This is a genomic window from Mycobacterium neglectum (assembly GCF_002591975.1).
In the GTDB taxonomy this organism is placed as follows: domain Bacteria; phylum Actinomycetota; class Actinomycetes; order Mycobacteriales; family Mycobacteriaceae; genus Mycobacterium; species Mycobacterium neglectum.
Genome location: NZ_NVQE01000045.1, coordinates 18,770 through 31,547, shown reverse-complemented (window position 1 = coordinate 31,547; position 12,778 = coordinate 18,770). Strand labels below are relative to the sequence as shown.

Sequence of the window (12,778 nt, the reverse complement as noted above, 5' to 3'; positions counted from 1 at the left end):
ACGGGTTCTAGCTTCAAGAGGTGTTTTCGCAGCCACTGATCGATGCGATCGCCGAGGCGGAAAGCCTCGTCGCGGCCGCCCCGTTCATCGAATCCGACGCCGACCTGCTCGAGGGCCTGCAGTATCTGGCGGGCTGTATTGCGTCATGCACACACGTGGCGTTCGACTACGACCACGATCATCCCTTGCTGCAGTCCGGCACCGGACCGTTCACCAAAATGGCCCTGGACAACCCGGACACGCTGTACTTCGGCGCCCGGGTACTGCCGGGCCACGAGTACGTCGTGACCGGCCGGCGGGGGACCACGACGGACGTGAGCTTCCAGTTGCTCGGCGGTGAGTACACCGACGACAACGTGCCGCCGAGCCAGGCCGCATTCGACGACCGCGAGCTCGACATCGACGCCGACGGGAACTACGAATGGCGCGTGACGCCGACGAGTCCGTCGCAGTTGTTGATTCGTGAGGTCTACAACGACTGGTCGGCGCAGCGCGGATACATCAGCATCGCCAGAACCGACACCGCGGGCACCGCGCCGCCGCCGTTGACCCGGCAGTTGATCGAAAAGCGTTACGCCGTCGCGGGTAAGCAGTTGGTGCAGCGGGTGAAAACCTGGTTGCAGTTCCCGCAGTGGTTTTACAACACCCTGCCGGTCAACACGATGATTGCGCCCCGGCTGACGCCGGGCGGGCTGGCGACGCAGTTTTCCTCGGTCGGCCACTTCGACCTGGCGCCGGATCAGGCGATGATCATCACGCTGCCCGTCACCGACGCGCCGTATCTCGGCTTCCAGCTGGGCAGTCTGTGGTACATCTCGCTGGACTACATCAACCACCAGACGTCGCTGAATGGTGCTCAGGCGCAAGCTGATCCGGACGGCAAGATTCGCTACGTCGTGTCCGATGCGAACCCGGGTGTGACGAATTGGGTGGAAACGCTTGGGCATCGCAAGGGCTATCTGCAGTTCCGCTGGCAGCGGCTCTCGCGTGAGCTGACCGCTGCCGACGGGCCGGGCGTCGAGGTGGTCGATATCGACAAGGTGGCCTCCGCGCTGCCGTACTACGAGTCCAACAAGATTTCAGACGAGGACTGGCGCGCGCGGATCGCGCTGCGCCAGCGGCAGATCGGCGACAGGATGGTGGGTTAGAACCGGCGCCGGCTCTCCCGCCGGCGAGACTGAGTACTTCCCAGCTGTGCACTGACCGCGTCAGCGGCCGCCACCAGGGCGCGAGCCCGCTCAACAATCTCGTTGTCCGTCAACGACTTTCCGATATGCATCGAAGCCACCATCACCTGTCGCTGGTGATGGTCGTAGACCGGTGCCGAAATCACGCTGATATCGGAGCGGGCATTGCGGCGTTTTCCGCCACTTTCGTTCTCGTCACGCAGGTACACGCGCTCGCCGATGTCGGACACCAATTCGCCGAGTAGCGCGCGTAATTCGTCGGGCAAGTTACTTGACATGCCTGCCATCAACGAATACAGCCGCCGTCCGCCGGGGGTCTGCCGCTCGACGAGATAGCCGTCCTCGCGGCACCTGGCGATCACTCTGTTCAGCCGGTCCGAATGGGTGCGTAGCGGAATCGTCGGCTCCTTGGCGAGCCAATTGCGTTCGGCCTCTTCGTCCCACAGCACGAACATCAGCCCCACTGGCGGGGCGAACGGATAGCTCTGCCCCACCTCGACGCCCGGTCGCGCGCCGGCGGGGGCCACCAGATCCAGCAGCGTGATCCGGTCGTCGATGACACCGGACAGCGCCGCGGTGACCCCGAATCGAGCCGACAGCAGGCGCAGTTCTTCACGCGCCGCGGGGCTGACCCGCATCGACTCCTGCGCCTTGTGGCCGAGTGTGATCAACGACGGGCCAAGGCGATAGGTCTTGTCGGCGGCGTCGCGCACGAGGTAGCCCGCCTCGGCGAGGGATGTGACGATGCCGAGACACGTCGGCTTGCTCAGCCCGACCCGGCGGGCCAGGTCCGACACCCCGAAGCGTTCCGTGGGGTGGCCCGCGAGGTAGTCGAGGATCCGCACGACCCGGTCGGTCGGCGGCGAAGCACGGCCGGAAGACTCGGGGGCGGACACCGTTGCAGGGTACATCTCGTTCCATATATGTACCGCGGTGGTCGGTATATTGACTCTTGTTAGAACGCGTTCTAGTTTCAAGAGGTGTTTTCGCAGCCACTGATCGACGCGATCGCCGAGGCGGAAAGCCTCGTCGCGGCCGCCCCGTTCATCGAATCCGACGCCGACCTGCTCGAGGGCCTGCAGTATCTGGCGGGCTGCATCTCGGGCTGTACGCATCTGGCGTTCGACTACGACCGCGATTATCCGTTCATGCAGTCCGGCACCGGACCGTTCACCAAGATGGGTCTGGACAATCCCGATGCCATGTACTTCGGCACCCGGGTACTGCCGGGCCACGAGTACGTCGTGACCGGCCGCCGGGGGACCACGACCGACCTCTGCTTCCAGATGCTCGGCGGTGAGTACACCGACGACAACGTGCCGCCGAGCCAGGCCGCATTCGACGACCGCGAGCTCGACATCGACGCCGACGGGAACTACGAATGGCGCGTGACGCCGACGAGTCCGTCGCAGTTGTTGATTCGTGAGGTCTACAACGACTGGTCGGCGCAGCGCGGATACATCAGCATCGCCAGAACCGACACCGCGGGCACCGCGCCGCCGCCGTTGACCCGGCAGTTGATCGAAAAGCGTTACGCCGTCGCGGGTAAGCAGTTGGTGCAGCGGGTGAAAACCTGGTTGCAGTTCCCGCAGTGGTTTTACAACACCCTGCCGGTCAACACGATGATTGCGCCCCGGCTGACGCCGGGCGGGCTGGCGACGCAGTTTTCCTCGGTCGGCCACTTCGACCTGGCGCCGGATCAGGCGATGATCATCACGCTGCCCGTCACCGACGCGCCGTATCTCGGCTTCCAGCTGGGCAGTCTGTGGTACATCTCGCTGGACTACATCAACCACCAGACGTCGCTGAATGGTGCTCAGGCGCAAGCTGATCCGGACGGCAAGATTCGCTACGTCGTGTCCGATGCGAACCCGGGTGTGACGAATTGGGTGGAAACGCTTGGGCATCGCAAGGGCTATCTGCAGTTCCGCTGGCAGCGGCTCTCGCGTGAGCTGACCGCTGCCGACGGGCCGGGCGTCGAGGTGGTCGATATCGACAAGGTGGCCTCCGCGCTGCCGTACTACGAGTCCAACAAGATTTCAGACGAGGACTGGCGCGCGCGGATCGCGCTGCGCCAGAAGCAGATCGGCGACAGGATGGTGGGATAGAAGTGTTGCTCGAAAACAAGGTGGTCGTCATCAGTGGCGTCGGCCCGGCGTTGGGCACCACGCTCGCCAAGCGATGCGCCGGGGCGGGTGCCGATCTCGTGCTGGCCGCCCGCACGGTGGAACGGCTGGAGGACGTGGCCAAGGAAATCACCGACGTCGGCAGGCGGGCGGTGACGGTGGGCACCGACATCACCGACGAGGCGCAGGTGAACAACCTCGTCGAGCAGACGCTCGAGGCGTACGGCAGGGTCGACGTGCTGATCAACAACGCGTTCCGGGTGCCTTCCATGAAGCCCTTCGCCAACACCACGTTCGAGCACATGAAAGACGCCATCGAGCTGACCGTGTTCGGCGCACTGCGGATGATCCAGGGCTTCACCCCGGCATTGGCGGAATCCAAGGGTTCCGTGGTCAACGTCAACTCGATGGTCGTGCGCCATTCGCAGGCCAAGTACGGCGCCTACAAGATGGCCAAGTCGGCGCTGCTGGCGATGTCACAGACGCTGGCCACCGAGCTCGGCGAGCAGGGTATCCGGGTGAACTCCGTTCTGCCTGGCTATATCTGGGGGGGAACGCTGAAAAGCTACTTTGAACACCAGGCCGGCAAGTACGGCACCAGCGTCGACGACATCTACAACGCCGCCGCGGCGGGATCTGACCTGAAGCGGCTGCCGACCGAGGAGGAGGTCGCCTCGGCGATCCTTTTCATGGCGAGCGATCTGTCCAGCGGTATCACCGGGCAGGCGCTGGACGTCAACTGCGGGGAGTACAAGGCCTGATGGTTAGGACGGACGTCGGAACTGTCGACGACCTGCACGCCTCGGCGACGAAGGCGTGCGGACTCGACGACTTCGGCGTCGATGACGACAACTACCGCGAGGCGTTGACCGTTCTGCTGGAGTCGTTCCGGCGCGATGCCGACCTGACCGAAATCGGTAGCAAGATGAACCGGTTCTTCGTGCGGAACGCCCTGGTGGCGCGGCTCGTGTCGGAGGCGGCCTGGAAGCAGTATCCACAGCATGCCGACGTGGCCGTTGAGCGACCGATCTTCGTTACCGGGCTGCCCCGTACCGGCACCACCGTCATTCACCGGCTACTCACCGCCGACCCGAGGCATCAGGGGCTGGAACTATGGCTGGCCGAGTTCCCGCAACCCCGCCCACCACGTGAGACATGGTCGGAGAACCCAGTTTTCACGCAGATCGATGCTCAGTTCGCCAAGGCGCATGCGGAGAATCCGGACTACACCGGTCTGCACTACATGACCGCCGACGAGGTGGAGGAGTGCTGGCAGCTGCTGCGCCAGTCGCTGCATTCGGTGTCCTACGAGACGCTGTCCCATCTGCCGACGTACTCACAGTGGCTGGCCAAGCAGGACTGGACCAAGGCGTACCAGCGGCATCGCAAGAACCTGCAACTGATCGGTCTCAACGACGCCGAGAAACGCTGGGTGCTCAAGAACCCGAGCCATCTGTTCGCGCTCGACGCAATTTTCGCGACGTACCCCGACGCACTCATCGTGCAGTGCCACCGGCCCGCGGAGACCATCATGGCCTCGATGTGCTCGCTGGCGCAGCACACGACCGAGGGTTGGTCGAACTCGTTCGTCGGCGCGCAGATCGGCGAGGACGCCATGGAGACGTGGACGCGAGGTCTGAAGCGGTTCAACGAGGTTCGCGCCGACCATGATCAGGCACAGTTCTGCGACGTCGACTACTTCGAGTTCGTCAAGGATCCGGTGTCGGCGGTCGAGGGCATCTATTCGCACTTCGACATCGACTTCACCGACGGGGCCCGCGCCGCGATAATCGACAGTCACGCCGAGAGTCAGAAGGGCCCCCGCGCGCCGAAGCACACGTACTCCCTCGCCGACTACGGGCTGACCGACGAGCAGGTCAAAGAGCAGTTCAAGGGGCTGTGACGGTCAGGCGGTCGTATTAGCCAGTCGTTCAATGCGATTCAGCGCGTCGGCGGCCAGGGTGTGCACCGGGTAGCCGCCGACCGGCCCACACGTCGAAATCTGGACCGCCGCATTTTGGGCGGCGACGAACGTGCTGTCGCAGGCCCAGTCGCTTGCGGTGAACGACCACAGCAGGATGTTGGGCGAACTCGACGTCGTCAGGGGCTGCAGTGTGAAGTCGTAGGTGCGGCCCTTCATATCGGTGACCGTGAACGGAATGTCCACGCACGACTCAAGGGTCCGCTTCGCCTGCGATAGCGCATTCTTCGCGTCGTAGTCCGTGCGATAGACGCCGACCATCTCCTCGATGTACACCTGGCCGCCGACGTCGTCGACCATCCAGTGCCCGCCGTCGTGCGCCGCCGGATCGGAGTCGAAGATGAATGGCGGATCCACCTCTTTGGCGACGCCGCCGCACTCCTCGGGTTCGACGGTGGAGAACAAGTTGCCGTCGTACTTCTCGCCATCGGGGCTCAGCAGGTCACCGACCTGTCCTGCGGTGATCGGCGCCACCGGCGAGGTGGCCTTGGGCGGGGTGTCTACGACCTGGGTGCAGCCTGCAGCCACGAAAACGAGCAACGGTGCGACCGCACGTTTTCCCATGTCGGCAGTTTAAAGATCGCTGTGCAGTCAATAGGGGTGTTGTCTGCCTCACACATCGCAGGTTAGGCTGGCACAGTAATGGGATAGCATCCCTAAAATCGGGATAAGCGGGTGACCGCCATGACAGACAAGAGCATCGTGAAATCGCCGGACCAGCCGGCAGACCAGCAGACCGTTCGAAGAGCCGCGTGGGCCGGACTCATCGGCACCGCACTCGAGCAGTACGACTTCGTCATCTACGGCACCGCCGCCGCGCTGGTGTTCAACGACATCTTCTTTCCCGACGTCTCACCTGCCGTCGGGTTCATCGCCTCCTTCAGCACCTATGCAGTGGGATTCGCCGCGCGGCCGCTGGGTGGCCTGTTTTTCTCTCACTTCGGCGACCGGCTGGGACGCAAATGGGTCCTCGTGACAACGCTGCTGCTGATGGGCGTGTCCACCTTCTTCATCGGACTCCTGCCCACCTACGACCAGGTTGGGCTGTGGGCGCCGATCCTGCTGGTGGCTCTGCGTGTCCTGCAGGGCTTCGGCGCGGGCGCCGAACAAGCAGGCGGCATCGTGCTTCTCACCGAAACCGCGGCGAAAGGCAGACGTGGCCGCTACGCGTCACTGGTGTACGTCGGCGCCGCGGCCGGAACGGTGCTCGGTGCGGTGATCTGGATACTCGTTCAGCTGTGGCCCGAAGACGACGTGATGAACTGGGGCTGGCGGCTGGTGTTCTTCTCGTCAGTCATCGTGACCGTCGCGGCGTTCGTCATCCGGCGCAAGATGTCCGAGTCGCCGGTGTTCAAGGAGCTCAAGACGGAGGGGGTCATCGAGCGGCAGAAGGCGCCGATCAGCGACGTCCTCAAACACGGACGGTTCGGCGTGGTGCGGGTGTTCTTCATGAACCTCGGCACCAACGCGCATTCCTACGTCTTCCAGGTATTCATGGCGAGCTACCTGATCAGCCAGCTCCAGGTCGACAAGGCATTCATCCCGAAGGTGCTGCTGATCGGTGCACTCTTCGCGTGCCTGTCGGCGTACGTGTTCGGCACGCTGTCGGATCGCTTCGGCAGGCGCCCGATGTACCTGATTGTGACTGGATTCCTGCTGATCTTCCCGGTGCCGGCATTCATGCTGGTCGGAACTCAGAACCTGCTGTTGATCGCGCTCGTCATCGTGCTCGGATTCGTCTTCGCCGGGTACGGCTCAGTGGGTGTGCAGGCCGCATACTTCCCCGAGCTGTTCGGGTCGCGATACCGCTATGCCGGGGTCGCGCTCGGCCGCGAGTTCTCGGCGGTGTTCGGCGGTGGCATCGCACCGTTGATCTGTTCGGCGTTGGTGACCTGGGCATCCGGATCATGGTGGCCGGTGGCGGTTTACATGATGGCGATCATGGCGATCTCGCTGGTCGCCACCATCGTGTCACCGGAAACCGTCGACCGCGACCTGCTCACCGAAGAGGACGCCGGTGCACGAGTGTCCGTCTGACCTGACCGGGCAGACCGCGGTCGTCACCGGCGCATCGCGTGGCGTCGGTTATGCGATCGCGGTGGGGCTGTTGCGTGCCGGCGCTGATGTCGTGACGCTGCAGCGCGCCGACCCGGGGCCGGAGCTGGAGGCTGCCGCGGGTGCCCGAGGGCGCCGGTTGACCCACCACAGCGTGGACCTGGCCTCGGAGGCGTCGATTCGCGAAGTGACCGAGAACGTGCTGGCCGACCAGCAGGTGGACATCCTCGTCAACAACGCGGGTGCCCAGATGCGCAACGATGCAATCGATTTCCCGCTCGGCGACCTCGATGCGACAATGAACATCAATTTCCGGGCGGTGTTTCAACTCTGTCAGGCATTCGGCGCACCCATGGTCGAACGCCGTCGCGGCAAGATCATCAACCTCGCGTCGATGCTGAGCTTTCAAGGCGGTGTTCGGACGTCCGCGTACGCGGCGTCCAAGGGTGCGGTCGTCCAACTGACCAAAGCTCTTTGCAACGAATGGGCCGCGCGTGGTGTGAATGTCAACGCCGTCGCGCCGGGTTATCTGGCCACCGAGATGACCGAGGCGCTGAGGGCCGATCCCACGCGCAGCCAGGAGATCTCGGCGCGCATCCCCGCCGCGCGTTGGGGCACTCCCGGTGACGTGGTGGGCCCCGTCGTATTCCTGGCTTCCGCCGCGGCGGACTACGTAAACGGTGCGGTGATACCGGTAGACGGTGGATGGCTGGCGCGATGACCAGGGTCGATTTCTCACCGTTGCTCGCCGACGACCCGGTGATCGCGGTGCTGCGCGCGGACCATGCGCGTGAGTACCCGCCCGTCATCGATGCACTTCTCGCAGGCGGTGTACGTGCGATCGAACTGACGCTCAGCACGGCCGGGGTATTCGCCCAGATAAAGAGTCTGGCAGCCGAATTCGGCGATGCGGTGATCGGCCTTGGCACCGTCACCACCGCGGCACAAGCCGAGACCGCGATCGAGAACGGCGCGAAGTTCATCGTCAGCCCGACGGCGGAGCTCGACGTGATACGGGTCGCCTGCGATGCGGGCGTCCCCGTGTTTCCTGGCGGGCTGACACCGACCGAGCTGTACCGGTGCTGGGAGGCGGGCGCCTCGGCGCTCAAACTGTTTCCCGCTTCCGTCGTCGGGCCCCGCTATATCGCCGACATCAGCGGACCGTTCCCCGACATGCGGATCATCCCGAGCGGCGGCGTCGGTTTGGATGATGTCGAAGCGTGGATCGCCGCGGGCGCGCCTGCGGTCAGCATCGGTGGCCCCCTGTTGGGTGATGCGTTCTCCGGCGGAGATCTCATCGCGCTCAGCACGCGGGCGCAGCAGTTCAGGACCATCGCAGGCGACGCGCTTGCGCAGCGAAAGGCTGTGCAATGAACGAGAACTCAGCGACCGAGGTTGTTACGCTTGGGGAGACGATGGCACTTGCCCGCGCCACCCACCCCGGACCGCTGATGCACGCATCGGAGATGACCCTTGGCATGGGCGGGTCAGAGTCGAACTTCGCGATCGCACTTCGCCGCCTTGGCTCGACCGTGACTTGGGTCGGGCGGATCGGTGTGGACAGCTTCGGTGAGTACATCCGCCGCGAACTCGCCGCAGAGCAGGTGGATGCGGCCATCGTGACCGACCCGACCGCGCCGACCGGTTTGATGGTCAAGGAGCGGCGCACGGCGTCGACACAGAAGGTGTGGTACTACCGGGTGGGCAGTGCGGGTTCGCGTCTGTCCCCGGAAGACCTGCCGCTCGACAAGATTCGACGCGCCCGCGTTCTGCATGTCACCGGAATCACGCCCGCATTGTCCGAATCGGCCGCCGAAACCGTCGACCGTGCGATCGAGGTCGCCCGTGATGCAGGGGTGAGCGTCGTGTTCGATGTCAACTACCGGGCGAGCCTGTGGTCAACCGACGTCGCGGGGGAAGCACTTCGGAGGCTTGCCGGGCGCGCCGATGTCGTCTTCGCGAGTGATGACGAGGCGGCTCTGGTCGCCGGCCCCGCCGCCGACGCCGCCGAACTCGCGTGCCGCATCGCCGAACTCGGCCCTGCGCAGGTGATCATCAAACTCGGGGCGCGCGGATGCGCCGCACTGATCGACGGCGCCGAGCACCGCACCGATGCCATCCCGGTCGAGGCACTCGACACCGTCGGCGCGGGCGATGGATTCGTCGCCGGATACGTAAGTGAACTGCTGGCCGGCGCGGAGCCGTCGGTACGGCTCGATACCGCAGTAAGGGTCGGCGCATTCGCCTGCCTCGTCCCCGGTGATTGGGAGGGTATGCCGCGGCGCTCCGAGCTCGGGTTGCTGGATTCCCGCGAACCCGTCACCCGTTAGGGGCTTGCGCCCCAATAGGTTTCCAGACCAGCCGGAAGGAGTGGATTTAGCGCGGTTTGCGCGTCGCGCAGACACTCGAGCACGTCGGCGTACCGTGTCGCCGGAAGGTGGACGCTGGGAGCGGACACGGATAGCGCGACGGCGGTGTGCCCACGCGCAGCGGGTATACCGATTGCCACACAGGTGATTCCGAGCTCATTCTCCTGATCCTCGACCGCGTACCCGCGCTCGCGGGTCATGGCCAACCCGGCCAGGAACTCCTCGAGTGATCGCACGGAGTTCGGCGTGGGTGTCGCTTCAGGGTCGAAACGGGCCGCCGCCTCGATGTCGGGCAGAGCGGACAGCAGCACCTTGCCCATCGCTGTGTTCTGCGCGCGCAGCCGGATACCCGGATGCGACATCATCTCGATGCCGCGACGGCCGCGGGCCTTGGCGAGATAGAGAACGTCGGCGTCGACCAGCACGCCGAGATGCGTGGCATCGAGCGTGCGTGCCGATAGCGCCTCCAATTCTGCCTGTATCGCGCGGGACACATCGATGGACGCCTGGGCGTGGCTGCCCAACTGGAGCAACTTGATTCCCAGCTGATACTCGTGATTGGCACCTAGGCTGAGAAAGCCGGTCTCGACCAACGTGGTCAGCATGCGGTGGGTCGACGAGCGGCTCAGCCCCGCGGCGCGGGCGATGTCATCGAGGCGGGTGGTGCCCTCGGCGACGTGGTCGAGCAGCCCGAGGCCCCGTTCGAGAGTCTTGGCACCGGAGGTGCTGTCCGCCATGCACCGAGTATCCCTGAATATCAGCCGTCGCCGGGCGATGGCGCCGACGACATCTCCTCCAGGCAGCCCTCGGCGACAGCGTGTTTGATGCTGCCCGCGAGCTTCGGGCAGGACTTCTCGCGCGCGGGGTCGCCGCCGGAAGCCCGGATGTCGGCGAAATACGCGCAGCGCTGCGTCGCCTCGGTGTTCCATTGCACCGACGTGTGCGCGGGACCGAGTTTCTTCACGTTGACCGCCACGTGACAGAACCGGCAGTCGACGGACACCAGTCCCGACGTCAGGTAGCGCTCGCGGTCGCGCGCGGTGGCTTCCCTCAGCGCCTCGGCACGATCATCGCCGAAAGTCGGCGCCTTCGACCAACTTCCACGCCCGTTGCCGGACTCGCCGTGGGTGTGGTCATCGTCGTCGTGAACGCCGTGCAGGAGCAGCATCGACCTCGCCAGCTGGTCGACGTCCGGAGCGTCCTTACGCGGGGTCATGAGCTCGCGTGTTCTGCCTTTTCCTTCTCGTCCTGCTCGGCCTTCTTGAGGTTTTCCTGCTCCCGCAGATTCTCCTCAACTTCGATGGTCCACTTCTCGTTGGCCGCCGTGGTGTCGACCTCGACCTCGAAGCGGTCGGTCATGTCCGGAGTCACGTCGGCGACGTCGACATAGAACTGCTGATACCAGCGGCGCATCTGGTAAACCGCGCCGTCTTCCTCGACGAGCAGCGGGTTGTCGATGCGCGTCTTGTGCTTCCAGATCTCGACGTCCTGCAGGAAGCCCTTGCTGACGCCCTCGGTGAACACCCGCGCGAGCTTGTCGGTGGTCGCATCGTCGAGACCCTTGGGCTTCTCGACGATGACGCCCCACTGCAGCACGAAGGAGTCCTGGCTGACCGGGTAGTGGCAGTTGATCAGGATCGACTCGGCCTTGAACCCGCCGTAGTTGTTGTGCAGCCAGTTGATCATGAAGGACGGCCCGAAATACGACGCCTCCGAGTCCAGGTGCGCCTCACCGTAGGAGGTGCCCAGATCGTTCACATCCGGCCTACCCACGTTGTGCAGGTACTGCGACGCGATGTGGCCCTCGAACACGTTCTTGAAGTACGTGGGCAGGCCGAAGTGGATGTAGAAGAAGTGCGCCATGTCGGTGACGTTGTCGATGATCTCGCGGCAGTTGCTGCCCTCGATGAGCATCGTGTTCCACCGCCATTCGGTCCACCCGTCGTCGTGGGCCTCGGCGATGTCGGGGATGCGCACCTCTTCTTGAGGTGGGTTGCCCTCGTGGTCGTGCCAGACGAACAGCAGGCCACCGCGGACGTCGGTGTGCCACGCCTTGGTGCGGGCCAGCCGTGGGGTGCGCTTGGCGTAGGGCACGAGCTTGCATTTGCCGTCGCCACCCCAGCGCCAGTCGTGGAACGGGCAGGCGACCTCGTCACCCTTGATCGTGCCCTGCGACAGGTTCCCGCCCATGTGGCGGCAGTAGCCGTCCAGCACCTTGAGATCGCCGTTGGAGTCTGCGAAGACCACCAGCATGGTGCCGAAGATCTCCACGCCGTGCGGCTTGCCGTCCAGGTAATCCTTCACCGGGCCGAGGCAGTGCCAGCCTCGCGCAAACCGGTCCGGCAGCGCTCCGGTGTCGATTTCGCGGACGCTTGCAGTTTCGGTAGTCACGGTGGGCCTCCCGTTTTTGTGGCTCTAACTAGAACACGTTACAGTTTTTCCCTCCCCGCGCGCAATCTAAACTCATCTACCTGCCTTTTCGCGCGAACGCTCATCGCGAGCCGACTGCGGTATATCTAGACAATGCCGTTGTACTCGTTTGAGGGGCGGTCACCGACCGTCGATCCCAGTGCCTTCGTCGCCCCAACCGCGACTTTGGTCGGTGACGTGCACGTCGAGGCGGGTGCGTCGATCTGGTTCAACGCGGTGCTCAGGGGCGATTTCGCTCCGATCGTAGTCCGCGAGGGCGCCAACGTGCAGGACTGCTGTGTGCTGCACGCCCCGCCGGGCATCCCGGTCGACGTCGGACCGGGCGCCACGATCGCGCACGGATGCGTGGTGCACGGCGCGCACATCGGTGCCCAGGCCGTCGTGGCCAACCACTGCACGGTCCTCGACGGGGCGGTCATCGGCGCGCGCAGCCTTATCGCCGCTCATTCGCTGGTCATCGGCGGCACCAAGATTCCCGACGAGGTCGTGGTGACCGGTGCGCCCGCCAAAGTCCGGGGTCCGGTCGCAGGTACGGGCGCGGAGATGTGGGTGAACACCAATCCCGGCGCGTATCAGGATCTCGCCCGGCGCTACATGACAGGTCTACGTCCTATTCCGGAGTAGCGCGTA

14 protein-coding genes are annotated in these 12,778 nt (G+C 64.7%); 9 read left to right on the top strand and 5 right to left on the bottom strand.

The features are described from left to right. Nucleotides 1–20 precede the first annotated feature (20 nt). Nucleotides 21–1,148, top strand: a complete 1,128-nt coding sequence (locus CSQ99_RS25495) for a hypothetical protein (protein ID WP_099041789.1) — start codon at nt 21–23, stop codon at nt 1,146–1,148. Here CSQ99_RS25495 and CSQ99_RS25490 read toward each other — a convergent pair. After that, a complete protein-coding gene (locus CSQ99_RS25490; protein WP_099041788.1) occupies nt 1,145–2,098 on the bottom strand; it encodes an IclR family transcriptional regulator in 954 nt (317 codons plus the stop codon). The two genes, CSQ99_RS25495 and CSQ99_RS25490, sit on opposite strands and share 4 nt — an antisense overlap. A 69-nt stretch (nt 2,099–2,167) precedes the next feature. Here CSQ99_RS25490 and CSQ99_RS25485 point away from each other — a divergent pair, with 69 nt between their 5' ends. From CSQ99_RS25485 to CSQ99_RS25475, 3 genes are read left to right on the top strand one after another with little or no spacing between them, the layout of a single operon-like run. After that, entirely contained in the window at nt 2,168–3,295 is a 1,128-nt protein-coding gene (locus tag CSQ99_RS25485; RefSeq protein ID WP_099041787.1) for a hypothetical protein, read from the top strand. Next, nucleotides 3,292–4,074, top strand: coding sequence for an SDR family oxidoreductase (locus tag CSQ99_RS25480; protein WP_099041786.1), 783 nt, complete (start codon nt 3,292–3,294; stop codon nt 4,072–4,074). The genes CSQ99_RS25485 and CSQ99_RS25480 overlap by 4 nt, the downstream gene beginning before the upstream one ends. Beyond that, nucleotides 4,074–5,216 (top strand): sulfotransferase family protein, encoded by a 1,143-nt coding sequence (locus tag CSQ99_RS25475; RefSeq protein WP_176561218.1) that lies wholly within the window; start codon nt 4,074–4,076, stop codon nt 5,214–5,216. The genes CSQ99_RS25480 and CSQ99_RS25475 overlap by 1 nt, the downstream gene beginning before the upstream one ends. A gap of 3 nt (nt 5,217–5,219) precedes the next feature. Here CSQ99_RS25475 and CSQ99_RS25470 read toward each other — a convergent pair whose 3' ends face one another. Continuing rightward, nucleotides 5,220–5,858: a sensor domain-containing protein gene (locus tag CSQ99_RS25470; RefSeq protein ID WP_099041784.1), complete on the bottom strand. Its 639-nt coding sequence runs from the start codon at nt 5,856–5,858 to the stop codon at nt 5,220–5,222. Between the two features lie 120 nt (nt 5,859–5,978). Here CSQ99_RS25470 and CSQ99_RS25465 point away from each other — a divergent pair, with 120 nt between their 5' ends. From CSQ99_RS25465 to CSQ99_RS25450, 4 genes are read left to right on the top strand one after another with little or no spacing between them, the layout of a single operon-like run. Then, nucleotides 5,979–7,331, top strand: coding sequence for an MFS transporter (locus CSQ99_RS25465; RefSeq protein ID WP_099041805.1), 1,353 nt, complete (start codon nt 5,979–5,981; stop codon nt 7,329–7,331). Next, complete coding sequence (locus CSQ99_RS25460; protein WP_099041783.1) at nt 7,312–8,070, top strand: SDR family oxidoreductase; 759 nt, start codon at nt 7,312–7,314, stop codon at nt 8,068–8,070. Before CSQ99_RS25465 ends, CSQ99_RS25460 begins: the two co-directional genes overlap by 20 nt. Beyond that, complete coding sequence (locus CSQ99_RS25455; protein ID WP_245909087.1) at nt 8,067–8,723, top strand: bifunctional 4-hydroxy-2-oxoglutarate aldolase/2-dehydro-3-deoxy-phosphogluconate aldolase; 657 nt, start codon at nt 8,067–8,069, stop codon at nt 8,721–8,723. The genes CSQ99_RS25460 and CSQ99_RS25455 overlap by 4 nt, the downstream gene beginning before the upstream one ends. After that, nucleotides 8,720–9,679: a sugar kinase gene (locus tag CSQ99_RS25450; RefSeq protein WP_099041781.1), complete on the top strand. Its 960-nt coding sequence runs from the start codon at nt 8,720–8,722 to the stop codon at nt 9,677–9,679. Before CSQ99_RS25455 ends, CSQ99_RS25450 begins: the two co-directional genes overlap by 4 nt. Here the strand turns inward: CSQ99_RS25450 and CSQ99_RS25445 are convergent. From CSQ99_RS25445 to CSQ99_RS25435, 3 genes are read right to left on the bottom strand one after another with little or no spacing between them, the layout of a single operon-like run. Next, complete coding sequence (locus tag CSQ99_RS25445) at nt 9,676–10,455, bottom strand: IclR family transcriptional regulator (RefSeq protein ID WP_099041780.1); 780 nt, start codon at nt 10,453–10,455, stop codon at nt 9,676–9,678. The two genes, CSQ99_RS25450 and CSQ99_RS25445, sit on opposite strands and share 4 nt — an antisense overlap. A 20-nt stretch (nt 10,456–10,475) precedes the next feature. After that, a complete protein-coding gene (locus tag CSQ99_RS25440) occupies nt 10,476–10,934 on the bottom strand; it encodes a hypothetical protein (RefSeq protein WP_099041779.1) in 459 nt (152 codons plus the stop codon). Continuing rightward, nucleotides 10,931–12,109, bottom strand: coding sequence for a 3-ketosteroid-9-alpha-monooxygenase, oxygenase component (locus CSQ99_RS25435; protein WP_099041778.1), 1,179 nt, complete (start codon nt 12,107–12,109; stop codon nt 10,931–10,933). Before CSQ99_RS25435 ends, CSQ99_RS25440 begins: the two co-directional genes overlap by 4 nt. 132 nt (nt 12,110–12,241) lie before the next feature. Between CSQ99_RS25435 and CSQ99_RS25430 the strand changes: the two genes are divergently transcribed. Continuing rightward, nucleotides 12,242–12,772: a gamma carbonic anhydrase family protein gene (locus tag CSQ99_RS25430; protein WP_099041777.1), complete on the top strand. Its 531-nt coding sequence runs from the start codon at nt 12,242–12,244 to the stop codon at nt 12,770–12,772. Nucleotides 12,773–12,778 lie beyond the last annotated feature (6 nt).